Origin of the sequence: Leptotrichia sp. oral taxon 498 (assembly GCF_002240055.1) — a bacterium.
GTDB classification, from domain to species: domain Bacteria; phylum Fusobacteriota; class Fusobacteriia; order Fusobacteriales; family Leptotrichiaceae; genus Leptotrichia; species Leptotrichia rugosa.
Window position 1 is genome coordinate 379,744 of record NZ_CP016753.1, and the last position, 17,582, is coordinate 397,325.

Here is a 17,582-nt window from a genome sequence, read left to right on the forward strand (position 1 = left end):
TTTAAACTTTTATTTTTCTAATATTTTATTTGCAATTTGTAAATCTTCAAAACTTATTTTATTTTCTTCATATTTATATTTTAAATAATCTTTATTTAAATTTTTTAAATATTTATCTTTCTCGTCTATTTTTGAATATTTTTCCAAATAAATATTTGACAAATTTTCTATCACTGACTTTGATGTATCATCTCCAGCTCCGACATATGCCAATTCAAGTTTTGACAAATTCAGCTCAAAAAGTCTTGTTCCATATTTGGAATTATAAAGATACTGCCTTTGTCCAAATGCTTTATCTAACGTGGAAATTGCAATCTGTGAAAGATTGTAACCTTCATAAAGTTTTTTGTGCGTACTTAGCGCATTTTCATTTGGCAAAAATATTTTTGTCATGCATGCATCTTTTATTGTAGCAGCTATACTTGATTTTTCTATATCATTTAATGACTGTGTCGCAAAAACAACTTCAGCATTTGCTTTTCTTAAAACTTTTAGCCACTCTTCAATTTTTGCCTTCATTCTTTCATGACGCAAAAATACCCAGCATTCATCAAGAATAATCAAAGTTGGAATATCTTTTCCCAATTTTTCACTTTCGATTTTAAAAAACAAATATTCCAAAATTGGCAAAAGCACTTTAGGTTTTTCCATAATTGCTCCCATTTCAAAAGTTAAAAAATTTGTATCTTCCATCACATCACTGTTATTATCAAAATAACTCCCATAAATTCCCTCTTGTGAATAAACTCTTAATGCTTCCTTTAATTTTTGAATTTGCACAAGTTTTACAAGTGTACTAATTGTACGCATTTTGACTTCCATTTTAGATAGTGAAATCAATGCATCATATATTTTTTTCCGATTCACCACATCTTTTGCTAAATTTTCATCTTCCTGTGCAATAAGTCCCATCACCCAATCCATCGCAAATTCCATATTTTTTAACTTATGAATATTTCTGAGTGGCTGAAACGCCATGTGGTTTTCACTTCCTAAATCATAAAATCTGCCACCTGAAGCCATTGTCAAAACTTTTGATGACGCTCCTTTATCAAAGACAAAAACTTGTGCAGGACTTTTCTCATAATTTTTACCATTTTTATCGCTAAAAACTTTACTTTCATATTTCAAAAAATTTAGAACCATCGTTCCTAGCAAAACAGATTTTCCTTTTCCCGTAGGTCCCAACACAAGCGTATGTCCAACATCTTTATCAACTTTGTTATTAAAATGAAAAATTCTGTCATTCGTTATCGTGTCAAACAAATTTGGCGCATTTATACGTTCATCCCAGTCATTCCCTTCAAAAACTGAAGAAATTGGAAGCATATATCCTAGCGACTTAGAATTCATTGGACTCTTTCTCATATTTTGCTTTATATTGGACGGCATTGCCCCAAAATAAGCATCTTTTACATTTAATTTATCATCTAAGCAAGTAAAACCATGGCGATTTATAATTCTAATGACTAAATTAACTTTTTCGTTTAATTTTTTCAAATTCTTGTCTGAAATTATCACAGTAAAAGTGTAATATCCATAAGAAACCTTGTCCGCTTCGAGCTCCTCTCTTGCATATTTTGCTTCATAAGTTTTTTTAATTCTATTCTCATTCCCGTTGTCAATATTCCCACGAGTGTTATTAAACGCATTCAAAACAATTTGAATCATATTGTATCTTTTTCCAAACTGATATTTTTCAATATTTTTTATTGAAGAAATCGCTTCTTCTTTAGAAAGTCCAATTAATCTAGTCACACTTCTAAACGAAAATTTTAATTTTTCAAGTTCTGAAAATATTTGTGGGACGACTTCGCTTGAAAATAATTTTATACTCACAACTTTTGTATACGAATCGTTTGCTTTAATTGCACCATTTTCAATTTTCATCTGTGAACAGCTTAACCATTCATCAATTGGAAAACTTAACGGTGGAACTTTCAAATTAACTAATGGCAAATTTGGATTTATCGTTCTGTATAAAAAATTTAACAATTCACTATTTTCCAAAACTTTAATGTCTAAAACTGCATACTCAAGCCTAAATAAAATATCTTCCAATTTTCTGTTAAATTCTTTAATCAAATTATCAAATTGTTTCAAATAATCTTTTTTCTTAAAAATTCCTTCGTTAAACAAAAATTCATCAATATTTTTTTCTTTTGTGTAATCATACAAATATGAAATTGTCAAATAATGACGAATTTTATAAAATTTTTTCTTTTTAAAAAGCTCACTTCGCATTTTATGACCAATAATCGTAGGAATTGGAGAAAAATCACTTATTTTTTCTTCTTCTCTTTTTATTGGGATTTTTTGCGTTTCATAGTGAAAAATAACTCCGCTATCGACTTCCTTCAATGTTTCATTCAAATTTTCTAAAATTTTATCAATATCATCAACATAGTCCAAATCTTTATTAATAATTTCAAAAATTCTGGCAAATCCTCCATTTTTCAGTAAAAGTGTATTTTTATCAATCATTCTTCTATACGGAATATAAAAATTCACGCTGTCATTAGTTGCAGTCAATTTAAATTTGTCATTAAAATTTTCAGAAACAAAAAAATTTCTTTTTTTATTTTTATCTTTCATTTTTCCCCTTTCAAAAATTTTTTAAAAAAAATACTTTATATTTTAAAATACAAATTATTCATCTTCTAAATTTTGATTTATTTTTTCAATATTCACCGCTTCTCCTTCTGGAACTTCGCTAAATTCACTACTTTTCAATTTTTCATTATATTTTCTCAAATCATTTTCGTATTGAGCAATCGCATTTTCATATTCTTTTTTTCTATAATTTTCTTCCTCAACTTCTTTTAAATATTTGTGCCATCTCGAAAAATAATAAAATTCCCTCACATTTTTATGTTTTCGTAACTGAATTTTTAAAAAATCACTATTTTCATAAATTTTATTTTCATCATTTGAATTATCAATCGAATTATCAATAATTTCTATTTTTGATTTTTCATTTTGATTGCAAAAAACAAAACTTGAAAAAATTAAAAATAAAAATATTTTCTTCATAAAATTTTCCCCCTTCGTAAAAATATTTTAATTTATTTTAGTTTTTAGAATTATTTTTAAATATATTTTTAAAATTAATATTATTTATCAAATCATCAACTTCATATATTTCTTCTTTATCATTAATTTTAATATTACTTTTTTTACTTTTTGAAAAAGATAGTTTTCTTTCTTTTTTATCTTTTTTATTTTCTTTTTTTAAAAAATCTTCTTTTTGAATTTTGTTATAAATTTCAATATATTTTTTTATTCCTTTACTATTTTTTATATAATTTTCTCTACTTCTCTTATATTCTTCCAGCTCTTTCTTATCAAGTTTTTCAATATTTTGTTCCAATATTTTTATTTCGTTATAAATTTTTTTTACATTTTTTTTCATATTTTTTAGCGCAACTTTGTAAGGAATGTAGTTATACGAATAATCTTTATATTTTTTTTGCTGTTCTTCAGAAAGTTTTATATATTGTTTTTCTTTATCATAACAACTTTCTGTGTAAATATATGGAATCTTTGTCAAATCACTGTACTCTTTTTCCTCAAAATAGACAATTTTATCGCTTTTTATTGGATTTCTTCCAGCAAGTTTAACTATTATCTTATCACTCGGAAATCTTCCAACTTCATCTGGCGTAAGTAAATCTTTTCCCAGAAATTGCTGACTTTCAGATTTTATAATCGTTCCAATTGTCTTATTTGACTGAGTAAACTGCTCCACCGTTTCTTTACCCAAAAGTTTTGAAACATAATTTGAAGTAGTTTCATCATTTGAAGTATAAAAAACTTGTGTCTGGCAATTTGACAAAAAACCATTTTCCTTTCCATAAATTTTAAATAACTGATCCAGCGACTGGAGAATTAACATCATTTTCATCCCATAACCAGCTACATACCCAATTCCCTTTTCCAAAATTTCCAACTTTCCAATTGCTGGAAATTCATCTAAAAGCAAAAGCATTCTCCATTTATGTCCTTTTTTATTGATATAATCTATTTCTGGAGTAAGAATATTTACCATTTGCAGCAAAAGTATTTTTATTAATGGCGAAAGCGAAGTTATATCAGCAGGTGGTACAACTAAATAAAGTGATACTGGCTTTTTGTAATTCATTAAGTCAAAAATTCTAAAATCGCTGTGATCTGTATTCTCTTTTACAACTGGAATTTCAAAAATCGAAAGTTTAACTTTTGCTGAGCCAATTACAGAACCTAAAGTCTGCTCTGGCAAATTTCCTTTTTCCATAAGGTATCTTGCTGCTTTTGGATGTCTTCCTCCTCTAATTATTTCAGCATCATTCGGATACATTTGAAATAATTTATTTCTGACATATTCTTTAATTTCTTCATCTTTTCCAAATTTTTCTATCATATCTTCTTCCTGCGCCTTTTGTAAAATTATTTCTTTTATTGGTGCCGTGTAATTTGGATCTGTTATAAAATCGACCACATCTGCCATACTTGCACTAGATACTGGCTTTTTTTCGCCATTTTCAAAAAGAAATTTTGGATTTTGCAAAAATTTTTTATACATCACATAAAAAATCATTCCAATTAACAAATCTGCCGCCGAATTATTCCAATAAGGATCTTTTCCTCCGCCGCTGTCATCTTGCATAATTATATCGACAATAAGTCTCACATCTTCCATTTCGTATTCAGTCAAAAATCTGACTTCTCCAAGCGGATTATATCCACACGAATTTTTTGATTTTGGAGCAAATCTTAAAATTAAATTATCAAATTTTTCTTTTCTAGCACCTGAAGTAAGCTGATAATTCTCCCCTTTAATATCAAGTACGACAACACTTTCATTCCAAGAATCAATAAGTGTCGGAATTATAATAGAAACTCCTTTTCCTGTTCGAGTTGGCGCTGTAACACAAATATGAGTTTTATTATTATCTCGCAAAGTTATTCCATTAAATCTTCCCAAAACCACACCTTTATCAGATTTTAAGCTCACACCAAAATATTTATCTTTTCCTGGTTTAAAGTCAATTTCTTCAATACCACCCCATTTTGCTGAACCATGTGAATCATTTTTTCTTTTTTTATTTTTTAAAATAAAGTAAAAAATTAAAATTACTAAATTAAACATTATGAGATAAAAAATTGCAAAGGCTTTTGCTTTTAAAAAAAATGGACTCTGGGAAATATAAATTGTTTTCCCATGATAATTTATTTTTTTTCCAGCAAGTGCAAAAGTTCCGAAAAATTTGAGATTCGTTTTTTGAGACAAAATTTTATAAATATAAAAAAATTTTTTTTAAATATCAAATTAAAAAATAAAATATATGCTAAAATATTTAAGAAAAAATATGTTACAAAACTAATTATAACTTTTAAATTAATTTTATTTTTTTTCATCTTTTTTTATCCCCCTTTCGCACATTCTAAAGATATTTTTTCAACTATTTCAAAAAAAGAATCTATGTTATGAAAATCATAAATATTTATTCCTGTATTCATAATCAAAAATTTAATAAATAAATTTTTTTCATATTTAAAATTATTTCTTTTCAAAAATTCATAAAAAATTTTTTTTACATCTTTTTTCAAAAAAATATTTTCGCTTCCAACAAAAAATTTTCCACTAAATTTTTTAACTAATTTAAAAATAATTTCTTTTTTCAAATTTTCACTTCCAATTCCAATTTCAATTCCATTTTGAACGGTTGATTTTGAAATAATATTTTTTTTATTTTTCAAAAGTTTATCCAAAATCATGCTGTATAGAATATCGCTATCCAAATAAAAAATCAAAAGTAAATTATTTTTCAAAAGTTTTTCATTTTTTTCTTCAATTGGAAAAGATAAAAAATCAGGAATTTCAATATCATAATAATTCAAAATATTTTTTTCTTCGTAAAAACTTTCAATTTGAAATTTTATATTCAAAAAATAAAAATTTTTTTCAAAATTTATTTTAAAATTTAAAATTCTAAAATTCGTTATGTTTTCCCAAAGAAATTCACAGTTTTGAGAAAATTCATAATTTTTATACAACGAATCATCAAAAACAAGATTTAAAGTTTTATTTCCATTCATTTCTTCAAAAATTTTATCAATTTCAAATTCATAAATTTCAATTTTTTCAAAAGTTTTTTTTGCAATTTTTTTTAACTTGAAATTTTTTCTCATTTCAAAAATCAACTCTTTAAAAATAATATTAAAATCTTCATTTTCATAATAATCAAAATCCCAATTTTTTATTTTTTCTTTTTCAAAATTCAAAATCTCAAATAATTCAATTTCAAATTTTTCCCACAAAATATATTTTAGAAGTTCCCAATTTTCTTCAAAAGTAATTTTATGAACATAATTTTTATTGCAAAATTTTTCAAAACTTACAAATTTTTGTAATTTCCCATTTTCAATTCCATCTTTTATTCCAACCAAAAGAATATGTTTTTCATCAATAATTTCATATTTATATAAAAAGCCAAAAGAATATTTTTCAGATTTTTTCGTTTCACAACTATTTATTAAATTTAGCAAATTTTTTATTATATTTTCCAAAATTTTCTCCTACTGCGAATTTTGATTTTCCATCGGTTCTATTTCTATATTTTGAGTTCTAGGATTTTGGTTAAATTTTAAAGAGTTCCCATTATTTTGTTGAATCGGAATTGGATTTTGCAAAATATTTTGACTCACATTTCCAAATTCCACATCTTTTATTATAAGTCCCAATGGATTTAATCTGACCATCGCATTTGAATTAACTGCAACTTTATCCAAAAAAGCTACCATTGTATACTTAGTTTCTTTTTCAGGTGTCCCATTTTGCGAATAAGTCGTTTCCTTAAAATTGACTTGATATTTGTCCTTGTCTATTTTAACAAAACTCTCAATTTCAACAGAAATTGATTTTTGCATTCTCAAAACTTCATTTGTGTTAGTTTTATTAGCAATAAAATCTTCAATTTTTGCTTTTGCCAAATTATTTACAAATGCCATTTTTTCTTTTGTCTGTCCTTTATAAAATTCGCTATCCCTGTAAACAGTTCTTATTTTTTTTACAAAATCAACCAAAAAATATTCAACTAATTTTTCATCAACATTTTGATTATCAGAATTTTTAGTATTCAAGATTTGCCCATTGACGGAATTTTCTTTATCAACTCTTATAACATAAGGAATATAAGGATTTTTTACACTTCTATAAATTAATCCTAGAAGTGTTGCAAAATTTGTCAAAGTTAAACAAATTATTATAAAATGTAATATTTTCAAATATTTTTGAATTTTTACAGTTGAATGATACATCATTTCAACAGATGTCTTCATACCTTTGGAATTATTTAAATTTCCAAATTCATATTTCTCACTAATTTTTTTTATTTCTTTTATATTCACAATTTTCCCCTTTACTTAAAAAATTCAATTAATTAAATCTTCCAAAATATACTTTTTATTTTTATAGTCATAGCCTTTTACTCTCATTATTTCACTTATATAATTACTGCTATCCATTTTTTTCTTTACAGTAATCACAATATTTACAGCTTGTATTATTTCTTCAATTTGTGGAACAGAAGTTATCGAGAGCATATACTGCTCCATCTTTTTTAATGCAGATTGACTGTCGTCAGCATGAATTGTGTTAAATCCTCCTTTCGCACCAGAATTCCAAATTTTTAGCAAAATATCAACTTCTTCTCCAGTTCTTGATTCCCCAACAATAACAGTATCTCCATTAAGCCGCATTGAAGTTTTCAATAAATCAGCAAGTTTCACATATTTTGAAGTTGTAAGTTCCACTTTATTGTCACAGTCGCATATAATTTCAGGCGTATCTTCAATTATAATTATTCGCTTTTTTGTCCCTCTTAATTCATTGATACAAGCATTTGCAAGAGTAGTTTTTCCAGTTCCAACTCCTCCAGCAATTAAAATATTTGCTCCATTATGTATTTCTTCCACAAGTTTTTTTCTATATTCTTCCAAAAGTTTTCCAGTATTTACATAATCAGTCAGCGGAAAAATTTTAGACGGTCTTTTTCGCAGTGAAAAAACAGGCTGACCTTTTACAATATCACCCATTAGACACTCAATTCTTTCACCAGTTGGAAGATTTGTCGATAAAATTGGCTCTTCTTCAGAAATTATGGCATGATTATAATCAGCAATTAACTTTATCATATTTTCCGCCCGATCTGTCTCCAAAATTATATCTGTCTTAAATTTCCCCTTTCCAAACATATCCACTCTTATAAATCCATCTTGATTTAAATTAATTTCATTGATGTTTTTATCTTTTAAAAGCGTCATAATCTCTTTTCCAAATTGTGAAAATATAACTTCGCTGTCTTCTCTAACTTTAATAATTTGTTTATATCTATATGGCAATTTTGAAAAAATTGAATCATAAGTTGTAATATAACTCAAATCTTCAAGTCCAATATTGTCAGGATTTTTTTCCAAAACTTCCATTTTAGTCTTTTTATTTTCTTTTTCAATTTCTTTGAAAAAAACTTTTATCTCTTCCATTTATTTTTTTCTCCCTTTTTTCTCCTCTTTTTTTATTATAGATTTTCTTTAATTATAAAACCAAATTAAAATTAATATTTGCTCCAAAAATCAAAAAAATAAAATCTCCAATCGCCCAAGTCAATCCAATAATAAATGCTGCTTGAATAAATTTCATAAAAATGGCTGCTAAATCTGGTGGCTTTCCAGAAGAAAAAATTTCTGGAATAATTCCTAAAATTGCGACAATTAACATAACTCCAGTTATTGTCCATTGCAAAAATTCAATAAATCCAAACAATATTCCATTTACATCTTGCGTCACTTCCGAAGCAGTTTTATCTATTTCGCCTGCAAAAACTGGAAATATTAATATTATAAATATTATAATTATAAATATTTTTTTACTTTTCATATTTTTCTCCTGATTATTAATCTTTTTTTAATTATAACTTTATAATCTTTTTTTGTCAAGAACAAATTAATTAAAAATTAAATATTTTGAAAACATATAAATTTTATCTTGACTTTTTTTAAAAATAATATTAAAATAAATAAAAAAAGGGGGAGAACAATGAAAAAAATAATTTTTGTTTTTTTTATAACAACCGTTTTATCTTTTACAAACGGCTTGCGATTTATGATGGAAAAAGATAAGATTGATAATTTAAATTTAAAAAATTCTCAATCTGAAAAAGAAATTTCTGAAATTGGAGATGTTGGTATAAAATCTCTTGAAACGAATTTAAATACAGATATAAAATTGATTAACAATCAAAAAAATAAAAAAACTTTATTAAACAATTTGCTCAACAAAATAGTAAAAGAATCGAATACTTACTTGGGAACGCCGTATTTATGGGGTGGGACCACAAGAAATGGAATTGACTGTTCGGCTTTTGTAAAAAATGTTTATTTATCGATAGGAATTAAACTTCCAAGAGTTTCACAAAATCAAGCAAAAGTTGGAAAAACTATTACGCTAGACAAGATAAGAAAAGGCGATTTGATTTTTTTTGAAACAGATAAAAATCGTCCAAATACAGTTTCACATGTGGGAATCTATTTAGGAAGCGGAAATTTAATTCACGCTTCCAGTAAAAATAAAAAAGTTGTCATCGTTCCACTTAATCAAGGATATTTTTTATCAAAAATCGTTATAATAAAAAGGATTGTAGATGTTTTATAAAGATAAAAATAAAACAATAGATAAAATGTTTGAATATTTAAAAGATAGTTTTTTTGATAACGAATTATTATTATTTTATGATTTTAACGACTTAAACTTAAATTACAATTTTGAAACAAAAAAATATTTGAATGAAAATTTTATTTTTCAAAATATAAATAAAATATTTTTACAGAATAAAATTTCTGAAATAAAAAATTTTGAGAAAAAATTTAATTTTTTAGAATTTGAAAACTTTAAACAAATTTTTGAACATAATTTTGAAAAAGATTTAAAAAAAGAGGTTAAAAATAATTTAAAAAATAACTTAATTAATGAATTTAGCGATTTTGACAATTTATTTAAAAAGAAAAATATTTTAAAATTATCTTTAAAATATTCCATTGATTCAATAAATAAAATAAAATTTTATAATTTTTTTGAATTAAATATTTTAGAGAATGAAAATTTTGAAAATTTAAAAATATATAAAAAAGAAAAAAAGATTTTTGAATATGAATACTCTTTTTATATTTTTAATTTGAAAAACAATTTTTTGAATTTAAAAATTTGGCTTAAAGAAAGACAAAAAAATATAAATTCTATAAATTTAAAAAATCAAAAAATTTTAGATGAAAACTTTAAAAATATTTCGGATAATTTTATTAAATTGAATTTTCTTTGTGAAACAAAAAAAAATAAAGTTGACATTGAAAATATGGAAATAATTAGTCAATTTCCAAGATATTTAAATGAATAACTATATAAAAAAATAACTCTAATAATTTCATTTTGAGTTATTTTTTATTTTTAAAAATTTTTTAAATTATAAATTTTTTTATTTTATTAAATAGCATTTTAGATTCTCCAAAAATTTCTGTCCCCTTCAATCCAAATACTTTTCCAGAATAAATTGATTTTCCAATTTCTCTTATTTTTGTTAAAAGCAAAACTGCGATATAAAGAGTCAAAATCAACTCAAATAATTTTGATATGCTGCTAATTCCACTTTTTTCAATTTTATCAGTTAGTGAAAAACTAATTCCAGCTAATAAAAACATTACAATGACATTCGTCATCGCATAAATTACCGCTCCGATTACCCCAGTTCCAATATTTTTTGTGATCTGCAAAACTGAAAATATAATGATACACATCGAAAAACAGCCAATTACTAAATAATCAATTAAAATTGACATTATTTCAACGGCTGCCTTAAAAATAAAATATAAAAATAAAATTCCAGAAAATAACAAAATTAACGGCATTATATTATTGACAACCCCTTGAATATTAAACATCATTTTTATTCCTTGCACCATAATTGAAAATGGAACATCAAATAATTTTGTTAAATAATTTGGCAAATTTTTCATGTTAAAATTTTGTCCTGATAATATTCCACCAATTTTCATTGAAAAATTAAATAATGCTCCTGTATAAAAATTCCAAAAAAAACTGTTTGCCAAAAATAAAAAAATAATACCAATAACTGCAATTTTAGGAACCATATTTTTTAAAATTTGAATTATTATAATTGAATTTATATCTTCAATTTCTAAAACACCTTTAAGAATTCCAATTAAAATTTCAGTAGTTCCCATAAGCAAAAGAAAAGTTGCCAAAATATTTGAAAGTGTCCGTCCAACATTGTCAGTAATATTTCCAACTACTTTAAATAAATTTATAATTATTTTACTTCGCATATCTTTCGTATCTTCCATTTTTCCAATTGGAGATTTTTCATAATTTAAATTTTTTATATAACCATTATTTCCATTGCTTATATTTTTAATTTCTCTCGTTTCATTTGCCATAAATGCTGCTACAGCAATAATTTCCCAATATTTTAACTCTATTTTATCCCACATAATCGGCTTTGTGCCAATATCATTCTCATAATTTAAATTTGAAGAGTTTATTGCATTAACCGCCATTCCGATGTTATATGCTGAAATTCCAGTTGCAGCAGTCGACAAAATTGCACCAAAATTAAAAATAGCTTCTTCATCAAAATTTTGATTTTGAAAATTATTTCTTTCAAGACTTTGAATTTCTCCAAAAGTATTTATAACTGCAAAAAAAATTCCAATAGTTAAAATTAACAATGTCATCTTTTTTATTTTCATTTTTTATTTTTTCCCTTCTTCTCACTTTTTCTCTGATCTTTTTTCAAATAAATTATTTTTATTCTTTACTTTTATTTTTAAATCTTTATTTTTTCTCTTCTTATCACTTTTTCTCTAATTTTTTTAGATAAACTATTTTTATTCTTTACTTTTATTTTTAAATCTTTATTTTGTTCCCTTCTTATCATTTTTTCTCTAATTTTTTTTAGATAAATTATTTTTATTTTTTACTTTTATTTCTAAATCTTTATTTTTTTCGTTTTTTTTATCTTTTTCATTAAATTTCAAATTTTCTTCTTTTTCTTTTTTGCTTTCTTTCTCTTTTCCGATTCCTGCTCCGTCCAAAATTGAATTTACAACATTACTTATATTCCACATAATTTTTTGTAAAACTAAAATAATGACTGAAAAAGCTGCAATTCCGTCAATACTGCTCGAAATTGATATTATATTTAAAATTTGATAAATAATTCCAATTATTGCAACTGAAATAAATAATGTAATTGCTTGTTTTATAATTAATTTTATTCCTTCAAATCCAATTTTTTTTGTCAAATCCAAAGTTAAAAAAATTAAATATATTGTTGATACTGAAGAGAGTATTAAAGCTGTAAAAATATTTCCCACAAATTTTGATAAAATTCTGCTTATTATCCACATACAAAAAATTAATATCATTATTTTTATAATCATTTCAAAAATTCCAGATAAAGTCATTTTTTGTAAAATATCTTTTAAAATTTCAAATGGCTTTGTCAAAAATATTTTTGAAATTTTTCCAGGCGTTGTATTCAAAAAACTTGTATCTCCAAAAAATAAAATTCCAAATTTATAAAACATCAAAAAAATACTTTCGACAAAATATGTCAAAAAAGTTCCAGAAAATATTTTATTTTTATAAAATTGATTTTTTCCAAAACCAAATTTTAATGAATAATGAACTGGTGTAACAAGCATAAAAGAAATAAAAAGATTTATTACAAAAGTTGGAACTATCATTTTAAATATTCCATAAATATCAATTTGTCCAACATTTTTTAAAATTATTTGCAAAATATTTATAATCATGAAAAAAAGTAAAATATATCCAAAAATTTGACTTATTTTAAATGAAATTCCACGATACAAAATAATTCCACCAAAATAAATCGAATCTATAAAATTTGAAATTATATCATTTCCTCTTAATGTATATTCTTTAAATATTTTACTAAAAGTATCAGATTCAAAATTTGCGAATAATGTTGAATTTACTAAAAATATTAATGCTAAAATAAATCTTTTTCCAAAAAATTTTTTTATTTTCATAATTTCCCCTTTTAAAAACTTTCCGCTAAACTTTGTGCCACACCATAAATAATATTTTGTAAAAAACTTATACATAAAAATATTTTTACCATATTTACTAAATTAAAAGGCGTAATAATAACTCCATTTTTTATCACAGCTTCTCCCAAATTTTGAATTGCCATCGAAAGTAAAATTATGATTGCAAAATTTACAAGATATTGCAAAAATCCACTTATTATTATTTCCAAAGTATTAAGTGCTTTATCTCTTGTAATTTCATGCATTGCAAAAATCATATAAAATAGTCCAACTGAAGTTGAAATTATAAATGAAAGTGTACTAAAAAACATATTTAAAACTATTTTAAAAAGTGTCAAAATCGTCATAAGTCCCATGCCAACTGTAAGCGGACGGAAAAATACAGTTTGCACAATCATTCTTGAAATAGAAAATAACATTCCAAGTGTATTTAGCGAATTTTGGGCAACTTCTTCAGGACTTGTAAACCACTGTAAAATCGTTTTCCAAATTGTCCCAAAAAATCCAAATAGTCCTCCAATTGCATCAGGTTGAGCTAAAATCCCATTTCCAAAACTTGCCACAATTAAAGGAATTCCTTTTCTAAAAATGTGAGCGGCTAAATCAGCATAAGTCAAATATTTTCCATTTTTCATAATAATATTACTTGCTTTTATAAAGTCACTGTAAATATAAGTCGGCAATTTAAATAAAAAAACTGGCACAATAATTTCTTTCATAATTGCTGGATACATTGCAACAAATATAAAATATGGAGATTTTAAACTAACTTCAACCAAAATATTTTTTACAATTTCTTCAATTGAACCACTAAATCCATTTTTTAAAATTTTCCACAAAATATTTATAACAAGCAAAAAAATCATAATGGACATAATTATTCTAGAAAGTTCAACTTCGCCATTATTTAAAATCGAAAAAAAATCTGTCGTACCAAATGAAATTTTATTCTTAATTAAACCCAAACCAATTTTTCCTAAACTATATTCATTTAAAATTTCAACTTTAATTTTTTTATGCAAAAAAATTTTCAAAATTATTTTTATAAATCTAAAAAAATTTATAGTACAAAACAATTATTTCTCCTTTCTTTTATTTTTTTATTTTAAAATTTTATTTTTTTTATTTCTTAATTTCTTAATTCATCTATTAATCTATATCTATTTATCTATTTATTTCTTTCGCTTTTTCATGAATAATTTTTGATGTATTCATTTCTAAATTTTTCAATTTTTCAATCTTTTTTTCAATTTGAACTTGATTTTTTGAAATATTTTTCAAAAATTCTTTTCTAAAATTATCAATTTCCGCATCAGAAATATTTAAATTTTGTTCTCTAAATATTTTTTTTATTTCTTCATTTGAAGTATTTGCAAATTTTTGAATATTTTCTTCATAAGAATTCTCTTTTTCTTCAGGTTCTTCCACAAACGATTTCATTTTTTCAAAATCTTTTTCCTGATTTTTCAAAATAATATTTTTATATTCAGGATTTCTTTTTTCTCCAAAAATTAGAGTTTTTGAAAAATTTAAATTAATTAATAAAATTGTAAAATAAATAATTAACGCTAAAATTCCTATAAAAATATATTTTTTAGGAAGTTTTACTCCTTTTATAATAATTTCATCTTCCAGCGACAAGACAAAATCAACAATTTTTTTATTCATTGCTTTTTTCCTTTTTTTATTTTTTATTTTTTTATATTTTATTTATTTTCGTTATTTTCTTTACTTTCTCCTAATTTTTTAAACTTTAAATATAATAATTTTTCAAAAAATGTTTTAAAATCTTTTCGCTCAATTTCAACTATTTCAAATTCTGCCATTTCATAAATCAAACTTTTTAATTCCGTTTCTGGTAAAAAATTAAGTGGAATTTTATTTAAAACTGAAATCGGATTTCTCAAAAGAACGATTGCCTTTTTTTGAAAGTCAAAAAATTTATTTGAATTTATTTCTTTTATTATAAAATCTTGATTTTTTAATGTCACATCAAAATATTCTTTTATTTCTTCAAAATTATTTTTTCCACGAATATATTTTATCTCATAATTTTTTTCTCTTTCAAAAAAATAAAAATTTTTCTTTTTTATTTTTATAAATATTCTATTTTCTCCATCTAACACAACTCCCAAATAATTTTCCACAACAAATTTTTTCCCATAATTTCCAAATCCTAATTTTTTTATTAAAAATAAAATAACAACTAAAAAAATTAATGTAATAAAGTTTAAAAACATAATCCCCACCCTTTTCTAAAAAATATTTTTAATTTTTTTCGTAAGCGAACCATTTTCTTCATTTTCCAAATAAAAATTTTCAGTTTTAAAATATTGTCCATCTAAATAAATATCAAATTTAGAATTTTTTACTCTAAAATTTTTTATTTCAACTTTTTTTCCAAAAGATTTTTTTTCGCCATAAAAAATAATTTTTTCAAATCCATTCATCAATTTTAAAAACTCAAAATAATTTTTAAAAAATAAACTTTGCACAAAAATTTCATTTTTTGTGTTTATATTCAAAAAAATATATTTTATATTTTCTTCTAAAATTCTATGATATTTAAAAAAATTAGAAAATTCATCTAAATTTTTTTCGCTCAACTCAAACGGATTCTTTTTATTAATTTTAAAATTTTTTTTATATTTATATTCCAAATATTCTTTATATAAAACTTCTTTTTCTTCTTTTTTTTCAAAATTTTTTTCACTATTCAAAAAAATTATTTTTCTTTTAAAATTTTTCCCCATAAAAAATTTATATTCATCTTGCAGAATATCAAAATCTGAAACTCTAAAAATTACCCCATCCAAAAATAAATTCACACAACTAATTTCATCAAAAAAAACGACCGTCACAAATCTCTCAAAATTTTTATTTCCAAATTTTTGTGAAAATGGAACAACAAAATTGAATTTTTTCAAAAGTAAAAAATAAACTTTGATAAAAATAAATTCTCTGTCAAAATAAAATTTTTTATTTTTTAAATTTTTATTTTTATATTCCTCAACAACGCTATAAATATCATTCAAAAAAATTCCCACAACTTTTTGATTCTTAAAATTTTTATTTTTTTTCAAATTTTTTATTTTAAAATTAAAAGAAAAACTTTTATTTCTTTTCTCAAGTTCAAATTTTTTTCTTCACATAATCTTTTTATCTTTTTTTTATTTTTATTTTTTCTTTTTCTTTAAATTTTTCTTTATTTAAAAATTTTTTTCTTTTTTTTTCTAAAATTTTTTCAAACTCAATTTCAATTTGTGCTTTTTGAAAATCCGTTATTTTTTTTATCAGCTCAAAATCATTAAATTTTACACTCTTTTTTTTAACCGTTCCATCTTCACAAGAAACTCCCACAACAAATTCTTTAAGTTCATCAATCAAATTTTTAAAGACAACACTTTTTGCAATTTCAAAAAAATTAATTTTTTTTGTATTTATATTATAAAATTCAAAATTTACAAAATAAAATTTAATTCCATTTTCTATAATCAAATTTTTTTTTATAATTTTTTCAAAATTTTGAAATAACAATTCTTTAAATATTTTCTCTTGCGAAAAATTTTTTTCATAAAAAATATCTTTTTGATTTTTAAATAAATTTTCAGGAATCAAAATTAATTTTTTTCTCACATCAAAAAATATTCTAGCTTTATAAAATCTTTTTGCCAATTCATAAAAATTTTTTTCTTTTTTATTTTTTTCAAAATCAAAATTTAATTTCAAATTTTTTAAAATCGAGATTTCTGCCAAAAATTTTTCTCTTTTTAAAACTTTTTTCCCATTTTCAAAATAAATTTTTTCATATTCAAAATTTTCTTTTATAAAATTAAAAATTTTCATAAAAATATAAATTTCGATAATTTTATTTTTTTTTATTTTATTTTTAAAATTTTCTTTTTTCTCAAAATTTTCTCTTATTTCTTTATCAGTTTCTTCATCAATTTCTTCCAAATATTCAAATTCTTCATATCTTTTTTTATAAATCAAAAATAATTTTTCAAAAATTTTTTCTGAAATTTCCAAATAATATTCATCCAACTTTTCATCGACAACTTCCAAATTCAAATTTTCATACCCAAAATAATTAAAAAAATCTAAAACACCCAATTTATAGTCCACATTTCTATTATCTTTTTTATTTTTTAAAAAACAATCTCTATCTTTTATTGTCATCTCAAAAATAATTTTTTTTCTCTTTTGAATTTTTGAAATTTTCTCCAAAAAAAATTCATTAATTTCATTTTGTTTTTCAAAATCATTCGTCCCATAAATAATTTTAGGATTAAAAACTAAATTTTCTTTTCCAAATGAATCTTCTTTTATTTTATAATTCAAAATATTTTTTACATCATTAAAATAAATACTCACATTCCAAAGTTTTTCAATATTTTTAAAACAAATTTTATAATTTTCTTTCATTTTTCTAGTTTTCCTCTTTTTCCTTTCAA

At 23.0% G+C, this 17,582-nt stretch carries 16 protein-coding genes; 2 read left to right on the top strand and 14 right to left on the bottom strand.

Features of this window, described 5'->3' with window-relative positions:
• Positions 1–9: 9 nt before the first annotated feature.
• The 7 genes from BCB68_RS01715 to BCB68_RS01750 form a co-directional block, all read right to left on the bottom strand.
• The gene (locus BCB68_RS01715) at positions 10–2,595 is read right to left on the bottom strand and encodes a TraG/VirB4 family ATPase (RefSeq protein WP_094079254.1); all 2,586 of its coding nucleotides are present in this window, start codon (positions 2,593–2,595) and stop codon (positions 10–12) included.
• A 54-nt stretch (positions 2,596–2,649) separates the two neighbouring features.
• Complete coding sequence (locus tag BCB68_RS01720; RefSeq protein WP_094079255.1) at positions 2,650–3,033, bottom strand: hypothetical protein; 384 nt, start codon at positions 3,031–3,033, stop codon at positions 2,650–2,652.
• 37 nt (positions 3,034–3,070) lie between these two features.
• On the bottom strand, positions 3,071–5,128 hold the full coding sequence (locus BCB68_RS01725; protein ID WP_094079256.1) for a type IV secretory system conjugative DNA transfer family protein: 2,058 nt from the start codon (positions 5,126–5,128) through the stop codon (positions 3,071–3,073).
• 275 nt (positions 5,129–5,403) lie between these two features.
• Positions 5,404–6,549 (bottom strand): hypothetical protein, encoded by a 1,146-nt coding sequence (locus tag BCB68_RS01735; protein ID WP_094079258.1) that lies wholly within the window; start codon positions 6,547–6,549, stop codon positions 5,404–5,406.
• 9 nt (positions 6,550–6,558) lie between these two features.
• Complete coding sequence (locus BCB68_RS01740; RefSeq protein WP_094079259.1) at positions 6,559–7,389, bottom strand: type IV secretion system protein; 831 nt, start codon at positions 7,387–7,389, stop codon at positions 6,559–6,561.
• Positions 7,390–7,413: 24 nt separating this feature from the next.
• Complete coding sequence (locus BCB68_RS01745) at positions 7,414–8,523, bottom strand: ATPase, T2SS/T4P/T4SS family (RefSeq protein WP_094079260.1); 1,110 nt, start codon at positions 8,521–8,523, stop codon at positions 7,414–7,416.
• A 52-nt stretch (positions 8,524–8,575) separates the two neighbouring features.
• Positions 8,576–8,917: a hypothetical protein gene (locus BCB68_RS01750; protein ID WP_094079261.1), complete on the bottom strand. Its 342-nt coding sequence runs from the start codon at positions 8,915–8,917 to the stop codon at positions 8,576–8,578.
• Between the two features lie 159 nt (positions 8,918–9,076).
• Between BCB68_RS01750 and BCB68_RS01755 the strand changes: the two genes are divergently transcribed.
• Positions 9,077–9,691, top strand: coding sequence for a C40 family peptidase (locus BCB68_RS01755; RefSeq protein WP_094079262.1), 615 nt, complete (start codon positions 9,077–9,079; stop codon positions 9,689–9,691).
• The gene (locus tag BCB68_RS01760) at positions 9,681–10,430 is read left to right on the top strand and encodes a hypothetical protein (protein ID WP_094079263.1); all 750 of its coding nucleotides are present in this window, start codon (positions 9,681–9,683) and stop codon (positions 10,428–10,430) included. The genes BCB68_RS01755 and BCB68_RS01760 overlap by 11 nt, the downstream gene beginning before the upstream one ends.
• Before the next feature lie 61 nt (positions 10,431–10,491).
• On the opposite strand, the gene BCB68_RS10815 is transcribed toward BCB68_RS01760, so the two are convergent.
• From BCB68_RS10815 to BCB68_RS01795, 7 genes are all read right to left on the bottom strand, one after another.
• A complete protein-coding gene (locus tag BCB68_RS10815) occupies positions 10,492–11,799 on the bottom strand; it encodes a hypothetical protein (RefSeq protein ID WP_094079264.1) in 1,308 nt (435 codons plus the stop codon).
• Positions 11,800–11,994: 195 nt separating this feature from the next.
• Positions 11,995–13,107 (bottom strand): hypothetical protein, encoded by a 1,113-nt coding sequence (locus tag BCB68_RS01770; protein WP_157697343.1) that lies wholly within the window; start codon positions 13,105–13,107, stop codon positions 11,995–11,997.
• Between the two features lie 11 nt (positions 13,108–13,118).
• Positions 13,119–14,204, bottom strand: a complete 1,086-nt coding sequence (locus tag BCB68_RS01775; RefSeq protein ID WP_094079266.1) for a hypothetical protein — start codon at positions 14,202–14,204, stop codon at positions 13,119–13,121.
• 88 nt (positions 14,205–14,292) lie between these two features.
• Positions 14,293–14,796 carry a hypothetical protein gene (locus BCB68_RS01780; protein ID WP_094079267.1) on the bottom strand — a complete coding sequence of 168 codons (504 nt, stop codon included), beginning with the start codon at positions 14,794–14,796 and terminating at the stop codon, positions 14,293–14,295.
• Positions 14,797–14,834: 38 nt separating this feature from the next.
• Positions 14,835–15,368 carry a hypothetical protein gene (locus BCB68_RS01785; RefSeq protein WP_094079268.1) on the bottom strand — a complete coding sequence of 178 codons (534 nt, stop codon included), beginning with the start codon at positions 15,366–15,368 and terminating at the stop codon, positions 14,835–14,837.
• A gap of 15 nt (positions 15,369–15,383) precedes the next feature.
• Positions 15,384–16,163 (bottom strand): hypothetical protein, encoded by a 780-nt coding sequence (locus BCB68_RS01790; RefSeq protein ID WP_172826456.1) that lies wholly within the window; start codon positions 16,161–16,163, stop codon positions 15,384–15,386.
• A gap of 124 nt (positions 16,164–16,287) precedes the next feature.
• Positions 16,288–17,553, bottom strand: coding sequence for a hypothetical protein (locus BCB68_RS01795; RefSeq protein ID WP_094079270.1), 1,266 nt, complete (start codon positions 17,551–17,553; stop codon positions 16,288–16,290).
• Between the last annotated feature and the right edge of the window lie 29 nt (positions 17,554–17,582).